Below are 23,491 nucleotides of genomic sequence, written 5' to 3' on the forward strand. Positions count from 1 at the left end.
TATGTCACAGGAATTTAATGTTGTCGTTTTAGGTGCATCGGGCGCAGTGGGTCAAACTATGATAGAGATCCTCGAAGAGCGTAATTTCCCGGTTGCCAATTTGTACCCTTTAGCCAGTAGCCGCAGCGCCGGTGAAACGGTCAGCTTTCATGGCAAACAAATTACCATTCTCGACGTAGAAACCTTCGATTGGACCCAAGCTCAAATTGGTTTCTTCTCTGCAGGTGGTGATGTTTCCGCCAAATGGGCACCGATTGCCGCTGAAGCAGGCTGTGTTGTGATTGATAACACCTCTCACTTTAGATACGACATCGATATTCCTTTGGTTGTACCTGAAGTGAATCCGCATGCTATCGCTGATTTCCGCAATCGCAATATCATTGCTAACCCAAATTGCTCAACGATTCAAATGCTGGTGGCACTTAAGCCTATTTATGATGCCTATGGTATCAGCCGCATTAATGTGGCAACGTACCAGTCAGTATCGGGCACAGGTAAAAAAGCTATTGAAGAATTAGCGCATCAGTGCACTAAATTACTGCAAGGTTTACCTGCTGACGCTGAAGTCTATCCAAAACAAATTGCTTTTAACGTATTGCCACAAATCGATAAATTTATGGATAACGGCTATACCAAAGAAGAAATGAAAATGGTCTGGGAAACCCAGAAGATTTTCGGTGACGATGAGATTTTAGTGAATGCGACCGCCGTACGTGTGCCTGTGTTTTATGGTCACTCAGAAGCCATTAATATCGAAACTCGTCAGCCTGTTGATGCCGAAGACGTTAAAGCTTTACTGCGTAATGCCGAAGGAGTGGTATTGTTTGAATCCGATGATGATTATCCAACAGCAGTGACAGATGCCGCAGGAACCGATCCGGTTTATGTGGGGCGCATTCGTAAGGATATTTCTCATTCTCACGGGATTAACTTGTGGGTCGTGTCAGACAATATTCGTAAAGGCGCAGCCTTGAACAGTGTGCAAATTGCCGAGATCTTAGTGAGAGATTATTACTAAGCATTAGATTGCATTTGATGCCCATTGAAAAGCCTGCTGTCAGCAGGCTTTTTTTGTTTTACAATTGTGAACAGTAGCAGGGCGGGGATTTCTGGTTTATAGTAATCTCAATAAATACAATTGCCTAAAGCCTGTTATCAGTGAGATAACTTTATAGCGCTTCAAAGGGAAGGATTGATGAAATTTCGCACTTCGTATCTTGTGGGTCTAATGGCCACTGTTTTAGCTGTTTCTTCTACCGCTTATTTTATTGATCCCGCCGTTGCTGCAGATACACCAAGATTAAAACCCTTAAAAATCATGGGGCCAGACGGACAGATCCGTCAAGTTAACAATCAATATGGTCCAACGACATCGAAAGACACTTTTTGGAGCATAGCGCAAAAAGTCCGTCCTGATGCCAGTGTAAGCGTCTATCAGGTGATGGCCGCCTTATACGATGCTAACCCTCATGCGTTTAACTCTGCCAGTTATAACAGTTTAGAACGCGGTATGATCCTGCTCATTCCGTCTAAAGAAGTCATGCTGTCGATCCCCAATCGTATGGCAATAGCCAGAGCAGAGCAAAGTGATAGACAATCTCGGGCTCCGGCGAAAGCAACGTCTAAACCGCCAGCTAAGGTGACGACAGCGAAAGCGCCAGTCAGGGCTCCTGCGGTGATTGTTGAAACGAAAGTGACACCACCTAAAGCGGTTGCTGAAACACCTGTTCCAGAAAAGCCCAAGATGCTGAGTTCAGATGTGACGGCGCGGTTAGAAGCGGCAGAAAGCAAAAATCTGTCATTAACCGATGAATTAGCCCGCACGCAAGATCAACTCTCAGTGCGCACTTCAGATGTTGAAGCGCTAAAAGTTAAAGTTGAAGAATTAAATCAACGGATTGCTGTGCTGGAAGAAACACTTCAAGCCAGTAAACTACAAAACCAAGCCTTGAAAGCTGAGGTTGAAGCTGCGCAAGTGCCAGAGACGACAGCTGTTGAAGCTGAAGTAGAGGCAGAGGCACCTATTGAGCCCGATGACTTGTGGCGCAATATCCTTAATAGTCCTGTGTTATTGATTGCCGCGGCTGTGATCCCTGCCTTGTTCTTACTGCTTGCTGTGTTCTGGTTCCTGCGCCGTAAACGCAATAAAGAACGTCGTGAAATGCAGACACAAGAAGCGGTTATGGCCGCCGGTGCCGCTGGGATTGCGGGTACCGCCATCATGGACATGGATGATGACGATTTAGACGATATGGCGGTACATTTAGATTCTGACCATGCGGACTCCATCGATAGTCTTCTTGATATGGGCAGTGTCGATTTACAACCTGAGCAAGATTTGACTGACTCCCACGATCAGATGGATATCGCGTCAGAGATGTTTGTCGACCCCGGTACGACTGCCGAACCTGAGGTTGAAGACGAAGGGCAATCTCTTGATGATCTGTGGGCCGAAGCCATGGGCGATCAGGAAGAGGATATTGTTGAGGAGAAACCTAAATCTGGCAATATTCTTGAGGAAGCCGATCTTGATGCACTATTAGCGGGCCTAGGTTCTGACAACAGCACTTCTGAAGACAGCACCGAAGCCGAAGAGGATTTAAGTGAATTAGAGCGTAACTTTGCGAACGATTTAGCTCAAGAAGATGACAGTAATGATGTTACTTCTAAGCTGAATGATGTTGAAGTCGCAGACACTAAACCTGCCGATGAAGCCATCGCGGATGACGATGATCTTGATGCATTACTTGCCGAGTTTAGTGTTCCTGCAGAAGATACTGAGATTGCACAAGCGCCTGCACCAGACGTGGTTGCGTCTGATGATGAAGATCTCAGTGCTGCCATCGCGGCAGAACTCAGTGATGAGCTAGATGATGAAATTGGCGGAGAAGACATTGATGATATCGATGCCTTATTAGCTGATTTCGATAAACCAACGCCAGCCGCTGAACCTGAAGTCGAACCTGATCTTGGCGCTGAAATTGCTGCTGAACTAGATGCGGAGCTTAATGAACTGGGCGTAGAAGACACCGATGACATCGATGCCCTGTTAGCCGATTTCGATAAACCTGCAGAACCTGAAGTTGAACCTGATCTCGGTGCTGAAATTGCCGCAGAGCTAGACACTGAGCTTAATGAACTGGGCGTAGAAGATACCGACGACATTGACGCCCTGTTAGCCGATTTCGATAAACCAGCAGAACCTGAAGTTGAACCCGACCTCGGCGCTGAAATTGCCGCAGAGTTAAACGCTGAGCTTGATGAGCTGGGTGTGGAAGATACCGATGATATTGATGCTCTGTTAGCGGATTTTGATAAACCGACGCCAGCGGTTGAACCTGAAGTCGAGCCCGATATTCGTGCTGAAATTGCCGCTGAGTTAGACGATGAGCTTAATGAATTAGGCGTAGAAGAATCCGATGATATTGATTCACTACTGGCGAGTTTTGATGCTGAGCCTGAACTCAAAGTCGATGCCGAAGATGATGATATCAGTGCAGAAATCGCAGCAGAATTAGAAGCTTCGTTACCGGAAGACATAAAAGGTGAAGCGTCAGGTGATGATGATTTAGATGCACTCTTAGCTGAGTTTGATGTGCCGGAGCAATTGGATGCCGATGAAGATGAATTCGACTTCGATATGGAAACGGCGCAGCTCGATTCAGAAGACAATTCAGTTGACGAAGATAATTTACTTAAAGGCATTGGTGCGGCTCACTCTATCGATGGCACCGATGATACTTTTACATTAGTCGAGGAATTGAGTGACGATAACGACGCAGATGTATTAGCGACGGCCGCAGTCACTTTGGCCGCTGCTGCAGCCGCGGCCAGTGTTAAAGAAAAAGAATCTTCTTTCTTTAATGATTTAAAAGCCAATAAGAGCAAAGATCCCCATGTGCTCGATTGGGACTCAGAGCTAGATTTTGCGCCTAAGGCTAAGCCTGCGGCAACGCAAGCAGATGTAACGGCTAATGATGTTGAGCCTAACAAAGATGCCACAGCGGTCGATTATGCTTCTCAAGAGAAGCCCATTAAGGCTACGCGTAACGATATTGATTTTAGTGAAGATTTTAAACTTGATATCAAAGAAGACGCGGATGATTTGGACCTTGAGCAAGGGCTAGACTTAAGTGACGATAATGTGCTCGCCGCTTTTACAGCCAATACAGATTATGACGATGAAGATGTGTTGACGTCGGAAGACAGTTTCTCTCTGGTCGATGATCATAATCTTACCGTCGATGAAGCCTTGGCTGCACTCGATGCCCAGGAGTCGCGAAAAGCGCAGAAAAAGTTTGTTCCTGACCATGATTTAACCAGTTTTCAAAATGAAAACGGTTTTATCGACATCGACAAGTTGCTGAATGATGCCGATGAAGAGGGGGCTGATACCGATTTGTATTCGGAAGTTGACGTTGAGATGAGTGATGTCGGTGCCTTAATCGGTGATGCCGCGATGATCGATGTTGATGATGAAGAAAACTCAGTCAACGCTAAGCTGGATTTAGCGCGTGCTTATATCGAAATTGACGACAGCGACAGTGCGAAAGCCCTGCTCAAAGAAGTGCAAATTGACGGTAACGAGCGCCAGCAGGATGAAGCTGGACGTTTGCTCAAAGAGATTAGTTAATCCCGGTTGAGAGTGTTTCAATCTAACGGCGCCTTCAGCGCCGTTTTTTTTATGGGCTGCTGTGATAAAATGCGCCGCTAAATCAATTGTGAGGATAAGTGGATGCGGATTGCATTAGGTATTGAATATGACGGTAATGGTTATTTTGGCTGGCAACGTCAGGCCGAAGTCGATTCAGTACAAGGGCAATTAGAACGGGCGTTATCGATAGTGGCCAATGAGCCTATCGGCGTCTTCTGCGCTGGCCGTACCGATGCGGGCGTGCATGCCACAGGCCAAGTGGTCCATTTTGAAACCAATGCTATTCGTAATGAAGGCGCATGGACCTTAGGGGTGAATGCTAATTTGCCCGACAATATTGCCGTTCGTTGGGTCAAAGAAGTCGACGACAGTTTCCATGCGCGCTTTTCGGCCACCGCCAGACGCTACCGCTATGTGATTTATAATCACACTTTTCGGCCTGGGATTTTACGCCATGGTGTAAGCCATTATCACGGCAATATCGATGCTGACAAAATGCACCAAGCGGCACAGGCACTCTTGGGTGAGCAGGATTTTACCAGCTTTCGCGCTGTCCAGTGTCAGTCGAAAACACCGTTTCGTAATGTGCATTGCGTTAATGTCACGCGCCAAGGTATGTATGTGATTGTTGATATCGCTGCGAATGCTTTCTTGCATCACATGGTGCGCAATATTGTCGGTTCATTGTTAGAAATCGGTCTAGGTAATCAGCCACTGACTTGGATGGGCGATTTGCTCGCGTTAAAAGACAGAAACCAAGCCGCAGCAACGGCTAAACCCCATGGACTCTATTTAGTTGATGTGACTTATCCAGAACAATATCAATTACCTAAGCTCGCCATTGGGCCATTATTCATGTTGGATTGAAAAGATCTTATTTGAGAGATAATCGAATACGAGGATATACAGACATGCTTACAGTACCAGCGTCAAATGCAGCATTGGAACAGTGGTTGGATTATTTGCTATCTATACATCCAACCGAAATCGATATGGGGTTAACCCGTGTCTCTAAGGTCGCGCAAACCCTGGGTCTTTTGGATTTAGGTACAACCAAGATAGTGACAGTGGCGGGGACGAACGGCAAAGGCACCACCTGCGCCATGCTCGAAAATATTCTGCGCCTATCGGGTTTGACTGTGGGCGTATACAGTTCGCCACACATGCTGAAGTACAACGAGCGAGTGCGTATCAATGGTAGCGATGTCAGTGATAGCGGTTTTGTTACGGCATTTGAGCAAATTGAAGCCGCGCGCGGCGATATTTCTCTGACCTTTTTTGAGTACGCTACGCTCGCAGGCTTGATACTCTTTAAAACCGCTCAGCTTGATGTGGTTATCTTAGAAGTCGGTTTAGGTGGACGGTTAGATGCTACCAATATTATCGATGCCGACATTAGCGTACTGACGTCGGTCGATTTAGACCATGAAAGTTATCTCGGTAATACCCGTGAGCTTGTGGGCCGTGAAAAGGCGGGCATTTTCCGCAGTGGTAAACCTGCCATTGTGGGTGAACCCAACTTGCCACACACTGTCAATGATGTCGCCAATGAGGTTGGCGCCATCTTGTATCCTGTCGGTAATGAATTCAGTTATCAAGCCCATGGCAATCTGTGGGATTTTCAAGGTCAAGTGCTCAAACTGCACGATTTAGCGTTACCAACTTTGCCATTACCTAATGCGGCGACTGTATTGGCAGTGATTGAACAGGGCTGGCCGGATATCACGCCTTCAATTATTGCTGAGGGTATTAGCACTGCTCGGTTAACGGGTCGATTAGAGCGGGTGAGTGAGCAGCCGTTAGTGTTACTCGATGTTGCCCATAATCCCCATGCGGCGCGGTTTTTGGTACAACAGTTAGCGCCAATCGTTGTGGGTAAGCGCGTGTTCGCCCTTTGCGGCATGTTGAAGGATAAAGATATTGCAGGTGTGTTGCCTGTGATCAATCCACTGATCGACACTTGGTATTTGGTCAGTCTGCACGGTGAGCGTGGCGCGAGTTCGGCCATGCTACGCAAAACATTAGCCACTGAGGCTGTTGCATTTGAGTTTGAGGACATATCTGAGGCTTGGTCTGCATTAAAAGCGCAAATTAACCCAGATGATGTGGTAATTGTGTTTGGCTCCTTTTACACTGTGGCAGGTTTTAAGTCTCAATTTATGCAGGAAGTCAGTTTTGTCTAGCCAGTTTCATAATCGTTTAGTCGGCACTGTGGTGCTGGTTGCGCTTGGGGTAATTTTTTTGCCGGATATTTTGGATGGCAAAAAAGATCGCCAAGAAGAGCAGTTTTCCGAAATTCCTTTGCGCCCGACCGTGATTGAGCAGCAAAAAGCCGACGATGATATGTTTGAAGTCTTGTCGGCCGAGGATGCTGCTGCGCTGAATGGGACTGAGGTCGCCTTAGCCGAAATGCCAGTTAATGCTGACAATGAAAAGTCTGTCGCCGCGCCAGTAATCGAAGTCGCAAAGCAAGATGTTAAGAAAGACGTTAAGCCTGATGTTAAAAAAGCAGAGCCTAAGCCTGAAACTAAACCTGAAGCTAAAAAAGAGCCGCCTAAAGCCACTGTAAAAACTGAGCCGGCTAAAAAAGCGGACGCTAAAGCGACTACTGTGGCTAAGGCTGAAAAGCCTAAAGCAGAAACGCCCAAAGCCAGTGCAGCCAAAGAGGATGCCGTTAAAGTGGTCAGCCGTGACAGCTTGAAAAGTGGCTTTACCTTGCAGCTTGGCAGTTTTAACAACGCAACGAATGTTAAAGCCTTGGTTGCACAGCTGCGTAAGAGTGGTTTTAAAGCGTACACTATTCCTGAAAACCCTAAAGATGGCGTATTAACTAAAGTGTTTGTCGGACCCGATGTGTCTGAGGCAAAGCTGAAGAAAGTACAAGTTGAGGTGGAAAACCTCACGCGTCTCAAGGGCTGGATTGTTCCTTTTAATCCCTTAGAATCTTAATGGTGATACAACACTCGAGACTGAAAATGATTTATTTACCTCACTAGGGGTGAGAATCGTTTCAGTCTCTGGTAGAATCGCGCCGTCTTAAAGCCCATGTCGGAAAGCCATCTCAATGGTTTGGATTGATTACGCTATCATATTCGTCATCGGATTATCGACTCTCATCAGTCTGATCCGTGGATTTGCCAAAGAAGCCATGTCCTTAGTGGTATGGTTTGCGGCTTTCTTTGTTGCCAGCCAATTTTACCAAGATCTTGCCGTTCACTTAACACAAATGAACGATGAGATGCTGCGTAATGGCGTTTCTATTGCCATCCTCTTTATTACCACTTTGGTACTCGGTGCCTTAGTTAACTATATTCTCGGACAACTTGTTGTCAAAACCGGATTATCTGGCACTGACAGGCTTTTGGGCTTGTGCTTCGGTGCTATTCGAGGCGCGCTTATTGTGAGCGCCTTGTTGTTTTTCATGGATGCTTTCACAGGATCTCCCAACTCCCAATGGTGGAAAGATTCTGTGCTAGTACCCGAATTTGGCGTTGTTATTCAATGGTTTTTTGACTATTTGGAAAATACCTCCAGCTTTGTACCCAAACTATAAGAAAGAAAATAAAATAATCCTAAGTGATAGAACATCTTACAATGAGGAAGCTTACCCATGTGTGGTATCGTCGGAATAGTTGGCCAATCATCGGTTAATCAGACCATTTATGATGCACTGACAGTGTTGCAGCACAGAGGTCAGGATGCGGCAGGTATTGTGACCATTGATCGTGGTGCTTTCAGACTACGTAAAGCCAATGGTTTGGTTAAAGACGTTTTTGAAGTCAAACATATGCAACGCCTACAAGGTAATGCTGGTATTGGCCATGTGCGTTATCCAACTGCGGGCAGTTCAAGCGCATCTGAAGCGCAGCCTTTCTATGTTAACTCGCCATTTGGGATCTCATTAGCCCATAACGGTAACTTAACCAACACAGTCGAATTAGCCGAAGGGCTGATCAAAAAACGTCGCCACGTGAACACCACTTCGGATTCTGAAGTCTTGTTAAACCTGTTGGCCGACGAACTGCAAAAAACCACGAGTTTGACCCTGACGTCGGAAGAAGTGTTCGATGCGGTCGCTAACGTACACCAACAAGCTCGTGGCGCCTACGCGGTTGTTGCCATGATTATTGGTCAAGGCTTAGTCGCGTTCCGTGACCCATTTGGTATTCGTCCTTTGGTATTAGGTAAGCACGAAACTGCCACTGGCACTGAGTACATGGTGGCTTCTGAAAGTGTGGCACTCGATGCAGTTGGCTTTGAAGTGATGCGTGATGTAGCACCGGGTGAAGCGATTTATGTTTCAATTGACGGTCAGCTGTATACCCGTCAATGTGCAGCCGAGCCTAGCTATGCACCTTGTATCTTCGAATTCGTCTATTTTGCCCGTCCAGATTCGACGATCGACAAAGTGTCTGTATATGCAAGTCGCGTCAACATGGGCGCTAAGCTTGGCGAGAAGATTAAGAAAGAATGGTACGATCACGATATCGACGTGGTTATTCCTATTCCTGAAACCTCTTGCGATATCGCGCTGGAAATTGCCCGTTGCATGGATTTACCGTACCGCCAAGGTTTTGTGAAAAACCGTTATATTGGCCGTACCTTCATCATGCCTGGTCAACAGGAGCGCAAGAAGTCAGTGCGTCGCAAGTTGAATGCGATTAACACTGAGTTCAAAGGCAAAAATGTCTTGTTGGTGGACGACTCTATCGTTCGCGGTACGACCTCAGAGCAAATCATCGAAATGGCCCGTGAAGCAGGAGCTAAGAAAGTGTACTTTGCCTCTGCCGCACCGGAAATTCGTTTCCCGAACGTGTATGGTATTGACATGCCAACGTCAAACGAGCTTATCGCCCACGGTCGTGATGCCGATGAAATCGCCAAGTTAATTGGTGCTGATGGCATTATTTTCCAAGACTTACCCGATTTAATTGAAGCGGTAAGAATGGAGAATCCTGCGATTAAACGTTTCGAAACGTCCGTATTTGATGGTCACTACATCACAAACGACGTTGACCAAGCGTATTTAGATCACTTGACGCAACTGCGAAATGACGATGCTAAAGCCGATCGAAATAAAGATATCGGCACTAACTTAGAGCTGCATAACGTCTGTCACCCATAAGGATTGTGGGTAATTCAGTATCGTAAAGTTTGTGTCCTTTTTGTTCTAAACGATACAAAAAAAGCCAGTGAGAAATCACTGGCTTTTTAATGGCTTATATTTGCTTAACGGAGCATAGTGGTAACGTCTACGTATTTATACGTTGCGCTGTTTCAGTCATTACATTTTCTTCAGCGTGTTTGCGTTCAACCCAGTAATCCGCATTTTTAATCCCCAGTTTTACCGGATCAAAAAGTGGCTCAATGCCAAGTGCCTGCTGTGATTCATAATCTTTAAGGCAAGTGAATGCGGTTTTCCTCAATAAAATAATGGCAATAATATTGAGCCATGCCATGAGTCCAACACCAATGTCACCCATTCCCCAAGCCATATCAGCCGTTTTAACTGTGCCGTATACGGTTGAGCCAATGATCACGACTTTGAGAACGACCATGAACCAAGGATGATTTACTTTACGGTTAATATAGGCAATGTTGGTCTCGGCAATGTAGTAATAAGCCACTATGGTCGTAAAGGCGAAGAAGAACAGTGCGATAGCCACAAAGATATTGCCAAATCCTGGCATCATACTTTCCATTGCCGTTTGTACGTAGCCTGGTCCTGCAGCGACTCCGGCAATGCCGGTATAGAGCGCCGCACCGTCTGGGCCCTGAACATTATACAGTCCTGTAATGAGCAGCATGAAACCTGTTGCAGAGCAAACGAATAAGGTGTCGATATACACAGAAAAAGCTTGAACTAACCCTTGTTTGGCAGGATGGCTTACCGCCGCTGCAGATGAGGCATGTGGCGCTGTACCTTGACCCGCTTCGTTGGAGTAAATACCCCGCTTTACCCCCCACATGATGGCTAAGCCTAAAATGGCACCAAAACCCGCATCAAAGCCAAAGGCACTTTTGATAATTAACCATAAAATACCCGGTAGCTGGCCAATATTTAGCGCTATGATGACACAAGCCACTATGATGTAACCCAGTGCCATAAAGGGGACGACGGCACTGGCAAAGTGAGCGATACGTTTTACACCGCCAAAAATGATAAAACCAAGAAGCATAGCCAGTATGGCTGCAGTCACATTAGGATCTATGTTGAAAGCGGTTTTTAAACTTGAACCAATCGAGTTAGCTTGTACGCCTGGCAGCAGGATCCCGCAGGCAAATATGGTCGCAATTGCAAATACCCATGCATACCATTTCATGCCTAAGCCTTTTTCAATATAAAAAGCAGGCCCACCACGATACTCGCCATTGATTTTTTCTTTATAGACTTGACCTAAGGTCGATTCAACGAAGGCGGAGCTGGCACCGAGAAAGGCAACCATCCACATCCAAAATAAAGCGCCAGGACCACCAAAGGTGATTGCTGTGGCAACCCCTGCAATGTTACCGGTACCGACTCGACCCGCTAATGTCATCGCGAGTGCTTGAAAAGACGACACTCCCGCATCAGTACTCTTACCATCAAACATCAGGCGGATCATTTCTGGCAGATGGCGCAGCTGTAAAAATCGAGTGCGAAGGGAGAAATAGAGCCCGACACCTAGGCAAAGAAAAATAAGTGCAGGGCTCCAAATTACACTATTGATCGCGTTGACAATCTCATTCATAGACTCCGATTCCTTTATTGTGTTGTTTTAGCAGAGTTTTTAGGTTTACGGTTATTCAACAGATGTTGAGTTAGGACATTCACTTTTGATTAAGACATTTTTTGTAAATATCCAAGATACTCAACATAACTATTTTTTAGGGAGCTTCATAGTTAAAGTGTTAAATATTTGAAACCAATGTGTTTTGAAATTGAGTTTTAGCATGGGTAAATAGAGCGGAGGGGCGAGTTAACTCGAAATACGGTAGTGATTTATTATGAATGTCAGTTATCCCATTACCCAAAGTAGCATCCACACGCCGAATAAGCTGCTTAAGCTATGGCGCGTGATTTGATGGCTGAGTAATAGAGATAAACTCACAGCAATAGGAATGACGAGAATGAATCCCCATGCTAACGGCATATCGATGATTTTCATTTGTCCCAGCCAGGTACTGGTGAGCATGCTTATTGCGAGTAACATTAAGCTATGGAATATCAATAACTGATTGAATCTTAATATTAATGCTGGAGTTATTGTCATAGCCTGTCGCGCATTTATTGCAAACTGTCTCATAGTCACTCCTTAGTTATTTAGTGTATCTTATGTCTTGTTGAGAATTATTCGCAATTGAATTTACACTTAAGCTTTAACATTTAAGCTCGGTGTACTACAGAAATTTGCACTCAACTGGCGTTTGGGTTAAATTATACTGTAATTATATCCAGTGTTTGGTGTTTGTATGATCCTTTATATCGCAGAGAAACCTAGCCTAGGGCGGGCCATTGCCGATGTATTGCCTAAACCCCATAAAAAAGGCGATGGATTTATCGAAGCCGCCAATGGCGATTGTGTGTCTTGGTGCGTTGGTCACTTGCTCGAGCAAGCAGAACCTGATGCCTATAATCCCGAATTTAAGTCTTGGAAATTCGAGCATTTGCCAATAGTGCCAGACAAGTGGCAACTAAAACCTAAGGCTGCGACCCGCAGCCAACTCACAGTGCTAAAACGATTAGTCAAACAAGCCAACACGCTGGTTAACGCGGGCGATCCCGACCGCGAAGGGCAGTTACTCGTGGATGAAGTGATTGCCTATCTTGGCGTGACGGGGGACAAGCTACATCAAACCCAGCGTTTACTGATCAGTGACTTAAACCCACAAGCTGTAAAACGGGCTCTAACGCAGCTACGCAGCAATCGCGAGTTTATTCCTTTATCCACATCGGCCTTAGCTCGCAGTCGTGCCGATTGGCTCTATGGCATGAATATGACGCGTGCGTACACCATCCAAGGTAGAAAGGTCGGTTATCAAGGCGTGTTATCCGTCGGCCGAGTACAAACGCCATTGCTTGGGCTAGTGGTGCGCCGTGATGAAGAGATTGCCCACTTTCAATCTAAACCTTTTTATGAAGTACTGGCGCATTTGGCGACCGAGAAGCAAGAAACCTTCAGCGCCAAGTGGCAACCTAGCGAAGCTTGTCAGCCTTATATGGATGAAGAAGGACGAGTGTTAGTGAGAGGGTTAGCGCAAAATGTGGTGAGTCGCATCAGTGATAAACCCGCTTTAGTCACTCAATTAGTGGCTAAGGACAAGAAACAGAATCCACCATTGCCCTACAGCTTATCAGCGTTACAGATTGATGCGGCCAAACGGTTTGGTATGAGTGCTAAGGATGTGCTCGATACCTGCCAAAGTTTGTATGAACGTCATAAACTCATTACTTACCCACGCTCCGACAGTCGTTATTTACCCGTTGAGCAACATAACCTTGCGCCTTCGGTACTTAAGGCGATCAGTAGCGGTGCTGCTGAGTTATTGCAAGGTGCTGATGCACCCGATCCCCGTCTTAAATCTAAAGCATGGGATGATAAAAAAGTGGACGCCCATCACGCAATCGTCCCCACAGAGAAGACGGCTAACTTATCTAGCTTGAGTCAGCGTGAGAGGCAGTTATATCTTCATGTTGCTCGCCAGTACTTAGCCCAGTTTTATCCGGCTTATTGTTACAGTGAAACCACAGTGCAAGTGACAATCGAGGGTGGCTTATTTAATACCAAGGCGCGTCAGGATAAATCCCTCGGCTGGAAGCAACTCTTTGCCCGCCAAGAGCCAAATGGCAGTAAGGCGAGTGGCAACAAGTCGACGGAAGAAAGCGCAGGTAAGGACGATGAGGAGAATGACGAGTTTATTGGCCAATTACCGCCTTTGAAATTGGGACAGGCTTTGCATTGTACTCGAGGCGAATTGTTGGAGAAAAATACTCAACCACCAAAGGCCTTTACCGATGCCACTTTACTCGGAGCTATGACGGGTATTAGCCGTTATGTGACCGATCCTGAGATCCGTAAAATTCTTAAAGAAACCGACGGATTAGGTACAGAGGCTACCCGTGCAGGTATTATCGAATTGCTGTTCAAACGCGGTTTTTTACAACGCTTAGGTAAATCTATTGTCTCGACAGACGTGGGGAAAGGATTGATTAACAGCTTGCCCGCGAGTGCGACTACGCCGGATATGACAGCGCTTTGGGAAGCGAGTCTGAATGGCATTTGCCATAAAGAAACCTCTTATCAAGCCTTTATGCAGCCACTGCTCGGCACCTTATCCACGCTTATCCAGAATGCAGGCGCCCAACTGCCAACCGCGCTTAATGGTTTACAAAGCCAAGGTTATCGTAAAACGGCAAGTAATAAATCCGGTTATCGTAAGTCGCCTTACCGCAAAGCCTCGAGCTCGGCAAAACGGGCAGGCACTGCAAGTACAGCTAAAAGCTGTGTGAAGAAGTCAGTGGCTAGTGCTGGCGCAAGGAGTCGAACACGCAAAGTGGCTACAGAGGCTTAATAGTCACGAGTGCGTTGTGATTCTGTGGTAGGGGATATTCGACCTTAAGCAATAACGCTTTCATAGCACTGAATTTGGGCAAAAAAAAGAGTAAACCAAAACGGTTTACTCATACGGAAATAGGTCGTTAAAGCTTGCCAAAATCACTCAACTGATGAGGAGCAGGCATATAATCTCAGCATTAACTTAATTAGCCCTTAAAGCTCATATTTATCTTAGGGTGTCGCCTCGGTTTAAGCTGATGAGCTTATCCAGTATGCGTTCTCCATCCATGCGGATGCCGTTGTGCTCATATTCTGATGTTAACCAATACTTTAGCCTGCCAACTTGTTTTGTGGTTTCTAAGCTGTATTGCATCTCTACAAACATATCTTCACTGTAAATGGCCGCTGCAACAGGGACTCGGTTTTGTGCCAGTTGCTCTAGATTGTAAAGTGTTGGCCAATCTGATTTATGGGCAAGGATTTCTGCCGCGGCTTTAAGCGGCACTAAGTGACTAAATTGGTCAAACATCCATGGGTATATCATCTCACCTGTGAATAAAAACGGTTTACCTTGTTGATAGTTAAAGGCGGGGAATTGCTGTCTAACCCTGTGTGCCGACCATTGTGAAGCCGAGTGTTGACAGTAGATTGCTTCATGCAACAGGGCAAAAATCGGGTTAGTGTTGTAATCGAGCATTTGACCGAAATGATTTAAAAATAACGGGTTAACGACTGTCCCTGAAGCCGTGTTGATCAAGGCTTGTTCAAGCAAATAATAAACCGATTCAGGCCCTTGCTCCATTCCAATATTAATACCCAGCAGTTGCAACATTTCAACCGTGAGGCGTTCACCCGTTGCCAAATACACTTCATTTTCAAGCAAATGTTTTGCTAAGCGAGTGACGAGATGTTGAGCATCGTGGAAGCGTTGGAAAAATTGTTTATTCTTCGCCAGTACGCGTTGATAAGTCGCAAGATAGACGTCGTCGCTGCTACGGGTTAATGATGGTATGCCACCCGTAATATAGGCTTCGCTGACGCCTTGAGGGGCGGCGCTTAAATAATGTAACACGCAAAATCCCCCGAAACTTTGGCCGAGAATCGCCCACTTATCGGCGGGACAAAGCTGGGCACGAATCGTTTCGGCATCACGAATGATATTGTCAGCCCTGAAATGGCTTAGGTAATCCGCTTGAGCTGCGGGATCTAAATGTTGCAGGCTTTGGTAATTAATCGGTGTTGATAAGCCTGTACCACGTTGATCGAGTAATAACACTCGATATTCTTTTAATGCGCGGCGGATCCAGCCGCTGTTGCTGGCGGGACGCATGGCCGCAAATCCAGGGCCGCCTTGAAAAAATACGATATAAGGTAGTTTTTTATCTTTGTTTTCTGGGCTACAGAGTTCTCTGGCAAACACTTGGATTTGCTCTGCAATTGGATTTTGATAGTTGAGGGGCAAGGTAAAAGTGTGTTTCTTCGCCAGCACTCCGGCGAGAATAATATCGGGTTTCATCAAACAACCTTAATGGCAGAGGATCATGTTATTGTGATTGGCAGATTGTATACCCAAATAAGCTGAAGATGCAGTAACCTAGGCTACCTGAAACGCGTATCTTCAGCTAACTTGGGTATAGACAAAATAGTTTATGTCGTAAGCTAGGATTATTTGATTAGCTTTTGGTGAAGATCAATTTTTTGGATATAAATTTGAGCCATGATGAGTTTCTTAGCGTAATCTATCGCTTATGGATAACACGAGATTGAAGCTATGAAGTATCAGATTATTCCAGTGACACCTTTTCAGCAAAATTGCAGCTTGATCTGGTGTGAAAAAACCAAGCGTGCTGCAGTCGTGGATCCCGGTGGGAATATTGACAGGATCCAAAACGAAGTGGCGAAACTTGGACTCGTCCTCGAAAAAATCCTCCTTACCCATGGGCATATCGATCATGTCGGTGGTGCTAAAGCCTTAGCGAAAGCCGCCAATGTGCCGATTATTGGCCCGCATATTGCTGATAAATTCTGGATTGATAACTTACCTAAGCAAAGCCAAAATTTTGGTTTTCCCCATTGCGATGCCTTTGAACCGGATCAATATCTACAGGATGGCGATATTGTTAAAGTGGGCGAGCAAAGTTTATCTGTGCTGCATTGCCCTGGGCATACGCCGGGACACATTGCACTTTTCTCTGCCCAATCTAAGTTGGCGTGGGTGGGGGATATTTTGTTTCGAAGTTCTATCGGTCGCACCGATTTCCCCCAATCAAATCATCAGGATTTAATTCACTCGATCACCGAAAAACTGTGGCCCTTAGGTGCCGAGGTTGAATTCATTCCTGGGCATGGTCCTATGTCGACCTTTGGCGAAGAGCGCGAGCATAACCCCTTTGTCGCGGACCAACTTTTACTGTAATTGAGACGCCATTCAGCATTGCTTGATTTGTGAGCGATAATCACTCGCAAATCAAATGATTATTTCAGCTAATAAACCAACCTTTTTTATGTTTTCTGTTTTTCCTTCTAGACTTAAAGCAGTTCTTCCGTCTACTGGGGTAAGTATGAAAACAAAAACAATGATGAGCGTGGTCTTTTCGACCATAGTTGCGAGTGCCGTGATTTCTGCGGTATTGAGCTTCAATGTTAAGTCTAAAATCGATCTCTTTAATGATGCGGCTAGCGTCCGATATCAGTCCTATCAAGTTGCCGATGAGTTAAGACAAAGTTCCGATGACCTAACGCGTCTCGCTCGAACTTACGCTGTTACGGGTGATGAAAAATACGAAAAAATGTATATGGATATTTTGGCTATCCGTAATGGTGAGAAGTCTAGACCTGAAAAATATCACCAGATTTACTGGGATTTGGTGTTGAGTTATGGCGATAAGCCAAAGCCCGACGGTGCTAGCATTGCGATAAACACGCAAATGAAGTCCCTCGGTTTTTCTGATGAAGAATTCCGTTACCTTGAACAAGCTCAGCAAAACTCAGATGCGTTAGTCGCCCTCGAAGTGAAAGCCATGAATGCCGTTAAAGGTATTTTTATGGACCCCAACACCCAAACCTACACGATCAAAGGTGAGCCTAACTTAACCATGGCGAGGGAGTTATTACATAGCGACCAATACCACAGAGAAAAAGCTAAGATCATGCAGCCGATTGATGAGTTTTTTACAGCATTGGATAAACGTACCGATGGTGATGTGAATAACCGACTCGATTCCCTGCATGCGGCATTAAACTGGTCCCAACTGGTGTTATTTATCGTGATTTTAGCCGCCGTTGGCGGATTTATTATCGTTAAAAGCCGGATTGTGACTCCCTTAGTGCAGACCTGTAGTGAGTTGCTCGACATTCAGCGCTCTAAGAATCTTGCGCGGCGGATCTCTGTCACCACTCAGGGAGAGATTGGCGAAATCGTTAATCAAATCAACTTGTTTATCTCTTCTCTTGCTAGTTCCTTATCGACAACGGATGGCATTGCAAAAGAGGTCGCTGATTTAGCGAAGCAAACCAAAGCATCCATTCAAGTTTCGCGTGAAAGCTCAAATCGGGTGGCGAGAGAACTGGATGCCAGCGCCAGTGCGATGGAAGAAATGACCACGACGTTAGTGCATGTGAGTGAGAGCACCTCGAACGCTGAAAGTCGCGCCGCTGAAAATGAAGCGCATGTTACTGTGGGTAAACAGACGGTATCGGAAGCGTTGAAAGCCATGTCGGTATTGGAAACTGAGTTTACCAATACTCAAGACTCTATGTCGCATTTAGTGAACGAAAGTACCCAAGTTAGTAATGTGTTGAGTGTGATTAAGGCGATTGCAGAGCAGACGAATTTGCTGGCACTGAATGCCGCGATTGAAGCCGCAAGGGCCGGTGAGCAAGGGCGAGGTTTTGCTGTGGTGGCCGATGAGGTTCGATCATTAGCCCAGCGAACCCAAGATTCCACTAAGGAAATCGATGATATTGTCGCAAGCCTTCAAAGCCGTACGAATCAAGTGGGTACATCTGTGACTCAAGCGGCGACGCTAATGCAAAAGGCGGGGGTAGAACTGCAACGTATCGTGGCAGTATTTGAGGATATTCGCCATAGTACGGAAGCGATTCATGGGATCAATACTCAGGTTGCCGCTTCAACCGAAGAACAATCCTTGGTTTCTAAAGAAATCGCTTCGAGCATGATGGTGATCCGCGATAATTCCCGTGAAGTATCACAGATTATCGAACAGATTGAATCGACATCCATTAGTCTAGACAACCAATCCCAGATACTGCGCACTAAGGCGGGCGAATACCAGTTTTAGATAAATGTGATTGATTTGCGAACAAACGCCACTCAGACATGGACGTCAATTCTTCCTCTTTAGCTTCCCCTGAACATATTTTATGCTTCAACACTTTTTGAAATCTATTACTCCTTTCAATACGCACACGCCTTTGCTAACTTGGTTGTCCATATATTTAATGCGAGCGTTTGACGAAGCAGTTTTATTTGCTGATAAAACTTGCGTCAAGCTTTGATGACAAATAGACGTCGATAGCTGCGTTATTAACGGCTGAGCGTTTCAATAGCGATAAGCGCATTAAATTTTTAAATCTCCCTAACCCAATGGAGTCCTTTCGGATGGATCACCAAATCGAAGATTTACTAGAGCATTGGCTACCACTGGCGGATGACGCTTGGGTGCTTGCGGTGATCACCCAAATTCAAGGTTCGGCCTATCGCAAACCCGGTGCCATGATGTTGTTCCATGAGTTTGGTCAAGGCGTAGGTATGTTAAGTGGCGGCTGTTTAGAAGCCGATTTACGCCGCCATGCTCAAAATGCCATGCAGACTAAGCAAGTCATGTGCGTCAGCTATGATGCAAGCGATGAGTCCGATGCCAGCTATCGACTCGGTTGTGGTGGCATAGTAGATATCATGTTGATCCCTCTGCTAAAAGAGAATCATGATCTTGGCTTAGTTGAGCTAGTGCAGGCATTTCGCCACGGTCGGTCGGGTTTTTACCAATTGCCTTTAGTCAAAGCGGGGACGGATGCACGCCAGTATCACGCTGCGTTTTATTCTGAGGAGTTGACGCCATTCCCCGCCAGCGATTTTGTACGCACGGGCGTCTTCACCCAAGACGCGGGAGAATCATTGATTATTCCCTTGAGACCAAGATTCCATCTTGGGATCTTTGGCGGTGGTATCGATGCTAAGCCCGTTGCCGCCATGGCCCACACTTTAGGTTGGCAAGTGACTGTTTTCGATGGTCGTACCGCCTATGCCAGAGCGGCGGATTTCCCCCATGCCCATATAGTGAAACTGACCGCGGGGGAATTAACCGCGAATCATATCGCTCAATTGGATTGCGCCGTGGTGATGAACCATAACTTGGGCTTAGATGCTGCGGCATTAAAGGTCATTCAAGCGCATCCGCTAGCCTATATTGCCTTGCTTGGTCCTGCCCATCGACGGGATAAAGTGCTTGGAATGGCAGGGCTCAGTGCTGAATCTTTTACTGGGGTATTTTCTGCTCCCGCGGGGCTTGCCCTTGGCGGCGAGTTACCGAGTGCCGTGGCGTTAAGTATTTTGGCGCAGTGCCACGGGGTGCTCCATGGTGCGACCTTAAAACATCTCGATGAGATAATGCGTTGATGATGTTGCCGCCAGTACAAAAGCCCACTGCGCTAACGTCGACACTGCCAGGTTCGAGACAGCCCAGTTCAGCAGTGCCAAAGTCGGCAGAGCAGGCGCCATGCTCATCCAAGCGGCTGCTGATTGTGGTACTTGCGGCGGGTGAGAGTAAGCGCTTTGATGGGGTAAAGTTAGCGCAACTTCTACCATCACATAGCGCTACGGAAATTCGCGAACAAACCATCATTAACACTCATGTTGAGCGTTTACAGCAGCTTAGTTGCCAAGATTTAGGTTTGGATCGCCAAGACACTCATTCGCTCCAGCATACGCCTTTGTTAATCATACTCGGTGCTCACCAGCACATATTGCAGCCATTATTAGTCGAGCTTCACTCCCGCCAACCCTTTGATATTTTAGTTAATCCACAGTGGCAAACAGGCTTAGCATCCTCAGTGAGTTTGGCAGCAAGTTATGCCAAGGAGCAGGGCTTTGATGCCATGCTGCTGACATTGGCAGACCAAGTGGCCTTGAGTGCAGACGATTATCGACAACTGATTTTGACATGGTATGAAACCGGTAAAGACGTTGCCGCCCATTATTTGGATGATTTAGGCGTACCTGCTATTTTTAATGCCTCTACATTACCGCAGTTCACTCACTTGAGTGGTGATCGCGGGGCGAAATCGATTCTAAAACAACAAGCACGGCAGGGAGCGTTAGTCGCTATAACACTACCCCGCGCCGCAATTGATATTGATACCCAAGCCGATCTTGCGTCGTGGTTGGCACTTAAGGAGTGAGTTATGGCAGAAGTATTATCAACCACTGCAGTTATCAAGGAAGCCAGTATCGCCGCTTCCACCCAAACACTTTTCATCAACGGTAAATCATTTACCTTAGATGCCGATCCTAAAATGCCAATCCTGTGGGCGTTACGGGATATTTTAGGGCTCACGGGCACTAAATATGGTTGTGGTGCAGGGCTATGCGGTGCTTGCACTGTGCATTTAGACGGTCAACCCGTACGCGCCTGTTTAACCAGTTTGGGGCAGGCACAGGGAAAACGACTGACGACAATTGAAGGCCTTGATAATCAAAAGCTTAAAAATGCATGGGCCGAACATAACGTGCCCCAGTGCGGCTATTGTCAGGCGGGACAATTAATGTCGGCTGCGGCGTTAGTGGCGCAGCATCCGAAACCTTCTGCAGAACAAATCAACTCTGCCATGTCGGGTAATCTCTGCCGCTGCGGCACCTATCCTAGGATCAAAGCCGCACTGCAAAACTATGCCAAACAGGAGGGCTAATATGAGTACTTTTACTGCCGTAGAAAATATCAGCCGCCGCGATGTGTTAAAACTGTTTGGCGCAGTGGGTGGCGGATTAGCATTAGGGGCGAGCGGACTAACATGGAGCCCCATGGCGCTGGCGCAGGATAAAGAAGCGCGGTTGAATCTGTTTATTGCCATTGGTGAAGACGACAAAGTGTACCTCACTTGCCATCGCTCCGAGATGGGACAGGGGATCAGAACCGGCATTCTGCAAGTCTTAGCCGAAGAGTTAGAAGCGGATTGGGATAAAATTGTCCCTATTCAAGGTTTAGCTGATAAACGTTATGCCAGCCAAAACACTGACGGTAGCCGCAGTATTCGCGAAAATTACGACCGCATGCGCCAGATGGGGGCGATGGCAAGAACCATGCTTGAGCAGGCCGCCGCCGCACGTTGGAAAGTTCCCGTGAGCGAGGTGCATACCGCCGACCATAAAGTGTTGCATGCTAAAACGGGCCGCTCGGCCAAGTTCAGCGAGTTAGCGTTAGCCGCATCAGAGCAACCCGTACCTGCCGTTGAGTCGTTAACCTTTAAAGAGGTTAAAGATTTCAAGCAGATTGGTTCATCACGTCAAATCGTTGATATGGATGCCATGTTAAGTGGCAGCGCGATTTATGGTTACGATATCAAACTCGATGGCATGCTTTACGCCAGCATAATACGCCCGCCGGTGCTCGGGAGCGATGTGGCAAGCTTGGATGATACCGCAGCGCGCAAAGTGGCCGGTGTCGTGGATGTGTATCGTTTGCCCGCCGCTAAGGGCGCTCCCGCGTTTCAGGCTTTGGGCGGCGTTGCTGTTATCGCCACAAACACGTGGAGTGCTCTTGAAGGGCGCAAAGCTTTAAAAGTCACTTGGACTCAAGCCGACAACAGTCAGCATGATTCAAGCCTTTATTTGAAAGAGTTGGTCGAGCGGGTACAGCAAAGCGGTAATGTTGTGCGCCAAGTTGGCGATGAGGTCAAAAACTGGCCCGAAGCGAATACGTTAAAGGCGGTTTATACCGTGCCTTATTTAATTCATTCTTCTATCGAGCCTCCCGTTGCCACCGCCCATGTGACTGAAAAGGGCTGTGAAATCTGGGCATCGACCCAAACGCCGCAAAGTACCCAGCAAAATGTGGCCGCTGCACTGGGTATGGAAGAAGATGCGATTAAAGTGAATGTCACCCTATTGGGTGGTGGTTTTGGGCGTAAATCCAAACCTGATTTTAGTGTTGAAGCCGCGCTGTTATCGAAGCAATTCAAGTGTCCAATTAAGGTGAGTTGGAGCCGCGAAGATGAAATTCAAAACGGTTATTACCATGCTATCAGCGCCCAGTCCTATCAGGCACTGTTTGATGCCAGCAACAAACCGACCGCGCTTTTAGCCCGTACGGGATTCCCATCGATCAGTTCAACCTTTGCCGAAGGGGTAGAATATCCCTCTGGCGGTGAGTTGGATTTAGGCTTTGTGGATGTGCCCTTTGCTTTGCCAAATTTAAGATACGAAGCGGTAAAAGCGCAGGCGCACAGCCGTATTGGTTGGATGCGCTCTGTGTGTAACATTCAGCACGGTTTTAGTGTCGGCAGTTTTGTCGATGAAATGGCTCATCGTTCTCAGGTTTCTTGCCCTGCAATGTGGCGTAGCCTGTTAGGTGAAGCAAGGCGTGAGACCTTTACCGACCAACAGTTCACTTACGGCAACTATGGCGAAGAGCTCAATCGTCACCCTGTGGACGTCAGTCGCTATTTTGGGGTCATTGATGCGGTCGAAAAAGCCCAAACTAAGGCGCCCAAGGCGGGTAAAAATCAGGGCTGGGGGTTTGCCGTGCACCGCAGTTTTGTCAGTTATGTCGCCGTGGCTATGCTGGTGGAAGTGAGTGAGGATAAACAGCTTAAAGTGCTAAATGCCATCGCTGCTATCGATGCGGGCACGATAGTTAACCCTGATAGGGTAAAAGCCCAGACAGAAGGTGCGATTATATTTGGCCTGAGTTTAGCCTTGATGGGGGAAATCACTTACAAAGAGGGCAAAGTGCAGCAATCGAATTTCCACGATTATCCTTTGCTGCGACTTCCCCAAACCCCCGATATGGAGATCATCATTATTGCATCCGATGCGCCGCCCGCAGGCGTGGGTGAGCCGGGTGTACCGCCCGTCGCCCCAAGTTTGACCAATGCAATTTTTGCGGCGACGGGGCAGAGGATCCGCGATCTTCCCGTGAATAAACTATTGCGAGTGTAAGTGTCGGCAAGAGGGTTAACTGAAAGCCGTTTGAACAAAAAAGCGCCTAATAAGCGCTTTTTTCGTTTTTTTACCACAAAAAATTTGCTTGTTAGCGATTTTACGGGCATTAATGCCGAAAATTAG

The 23,491-nt window shown here is 46.7% G+C and carries 17 protein-coding genes; 14 read left to right on the plus strand and 3 right to left on the minus strand.

Annotated features, from left to right (window positions below; genetic code table 11):
* The first annotated feature begins 1 nt into the window (after position 1).
* The 7 genes from L5M11_RS12030 (at position 2) to purF (ending at position 9,779) form a co-directional block, all read left to right on the plus strand.
* The gene (locus L5M11_RS12030) at positions 2-1,018 is read left to right on the plus strand and encodes an aspartate-semialdehyde dehydrogenase (RefSeq protein ID WP_131523510.1); all 1,017 of its coding nucleotides are present in this window, start codon (positions 2-4) and stop codon (positions 1,016-1,018) included.
* A gap of 177 nt (positions 1,019-1,195) precedes the next feature.
* Positions 1,196-4,633, plus strand: a complete 3,438-nt coding sequence (locus L5M11_RS12035) for a FimV/HubP family polar landmark protein (protein WP_263192196.1) — start codon at positions 1,196-1,198, stop codon at positions 4,631-4,633.
* Between the two features lie 102 nt (positions 4,634-4,735).
* The gene (truA, locus tag L5M11_RS12040; RefSeq protein WP_263184850.1) at positions 4,736-5,521 is read left to right on the plus strand and encodes a tRNA pseudouridine(38-40) synthase TruA; all 786 of its coding nucleotides are present in this window, start codon (positions 4,736-4,738) and stop codon (positions 5,519-5,521) included.
* A gap of 44 nt (positions 5,522-5,565) precedes the next feature.
* Positions 5,566-6,837 carry a bifunctional tetrahydrofolate synthase/dihydrofolate synthase gene (gene folC, locus L5M11_RS12045; RefSeq protein ID WP_263192197.1) on the plus strand — a complete coding sequence of 424 codons (1,272 nt, stop codon included), beginning with the start codon at positions 5,566-5,568 and terminating at the stop codon, positions 6,835-6,837.
* Entirely contained in the window at positions 6,830-7,603 is a 774-nt protein-coding gene (locus tag L5M11_RS12050; RefSeq protein WP_263175615.1) for an SPOR domain-containing protein, read from the plus strand. Before folC ends, L5M11_RS12050 begins: the two co-directional genes overlap by 8 nt.
* Before the next feature lie 115 nt (positions 7,604-7,718).
* Positions 7,719-8,207 (plus strand): CvpA family protein, encoded by a 489-nt coding sequence (locus L5M11_RS12055; RefSeq protein WP_028761030.1) that lies wholly within the window; start codon positions 7,719-7,721, stop codon positions 8,205-8,207.
* Positions 8,208-8,264: 57 nt separating this feature from the next.
* Positions 8,265-9,779, plus strand: coding sequence for an amidophosphoribosyltransferase (gene purF / locus L5M11_RS12060; protein WP_028761029.1), 1,515 nt, complete (start codon positions 8,265-8,267; stop codon positions 9,777-9,779).
* A 127-nt stretch (positions 9,780-9,906) separates the two neighbouring features.
* Here purF and L5M11_RS12065 read toward each other — a convergent pair whose 3' ends face one another.
* Together L5M11_RS12065 and L5M11_RS12070 are read right to left on the minus strand one after the other, a co-directional pair.
* Positions 9,907-11,385 carry an alanine/glycine:cation symporter family protein gene (locus tag L5M11_RS12065; protein WP_105252099.1) on the minus strand — a complete coding sequence of 493 codons (1,479 nt, stop codon included), beginning with the start codon at positions 11,383-11,385 and terminating at the stop codon, positions 9,907-9,909.
* Between the two features lie 267 nt (positions 11,386-11,652).
* Complete coding sequence (locus tag L5M11_RS12070; RefSeq protein ID WP_028761027.1) at positions 11,653-11,940, minus strand: hypothetical protein; 288 nt, start codon at positions 11,938-11,940, stop codon at positions 11,653-11,655.
* Between the two features lie 166 nt (positions 11,941-12,106).
* On the opposite strand from L5M11_RS12070, the gene L5M11_RS12075 reads away from it, so the two are divergent.
* On the plus strand, positions 12,107-14,206 hold the full coding sequence (locus tag L5M11_RS12075; protein WP_263192198.1) for a DNA topoisomerase III: 2,100 nt from the start codon (positions 12,107-12,109) through the stop codon (positions 14,204-14,206).
* 210 nt (positions 14,207-14,416) lie between these two features.
* Here the strand turns inward: L5M11_RS12075 and L5M11_RS12080 are convergent, their stop codons facing one another.
* A complete protein-coding gene (locus tag L5M11_RS12080; protein ID WP_028761020.1) occupies positions 14,417-15,706 on the minus strand; it encodes an alpha/beta fold hydrolase in 1,290 nt (429 codons plus the stop codon).
* 255 nt (positions 15,707-15,961) lie between these two features.
* On the opposite strand from L5M11_RS12080, the gene L5M11_RS12085 reads away from it, so the two are divergent.
* The 6 genes from L5M11_RS12085 (at position 15,962) to L5M11_RS12110 (ending at position 23,365) form a co-directional block, all read left to right on the plus strand.
* Positions 15,962-16,606 carry an MBL fold metallo-hydrolase gene (locus tag L5M11_RS12085; RefSeq protein ID WP_131523516.1) on the plus strand — a complete coding sequence of 215 codons (645 nt, stop codon included), beginning with the start codon at positions 15,962-15,964 and terminating at the stop codon, positions 16,604-16,606.
* 145 nt (positions 16,607-16,751) lie between these two features.
* Positions 16,752-18,491, plus strand: coding sequence for a methyl-accepting chemotaxis protein (locus L5M11_RS12090; protein WP_263192199.1), 1,740 nt, complete (start codon positions 16,752-16,754; stop codon positions 18,489-18,491).
* A 320-nt stretch (positions 18,492-18,811) separates the two neighbouring features.
* A complete protein-coding gene (locus L5M11_RS12095) occupies positions 18,812-19,828 on the plus strand; it encodes an XdhC family protein (protein WP_263192201.1) in 1,017 nt (338 codons plus the stop codon).
* Entirely contained in the window at positions 19,828-20,610 is a 783-nt protein-coding gene (locus L5M11_RS12100) for a nucleotidyltransferase family protein (protein ID WP_263192261.1), read from the plus strand. Before L5M11_RS12095 ends, L5M11_RS12100 begins: the two co-directional genes overlap by 1 nt.
* Before the next feature lie 3 nt (positions 20,611-20,613).
* Complete coding sequence (locus tag L5M11_RS12105; protein WP_263192202.1) at positions 20,614-21,117, plus strand: (2Fe-2S)-binding protein; 504 nt, start codon at positions 20,614-20,616, stop codon at positions 21,115-21,117.
* Between the two features lies 1 nt (position 21,118).
* Positions 21,119-23,365 (plus strand): xanthine dehydrogenase family protein molybdopterin-binding subunit, encoded by a 2,247-nt coding sequence (locus L5M11_RS12110; RefSeq protein ID WP_113940727.1) that lies wholly within the window; start codon positions 21,119-21,121, stop codon positions 23,363-23,365.
* Positions 23,366-23,491 lie beyond the last annotated feature (126 nt).

Source organism: Shewanella sp. SM87 (assembly GCF_025653705.1).
GTDB classification, from domain to species: Bacteria; Pseudomonadota; Gammaproteobacteria; order Enterobacterales; family Shewanellaceae; genus Shewanella; species Shewanella oncorhynchi.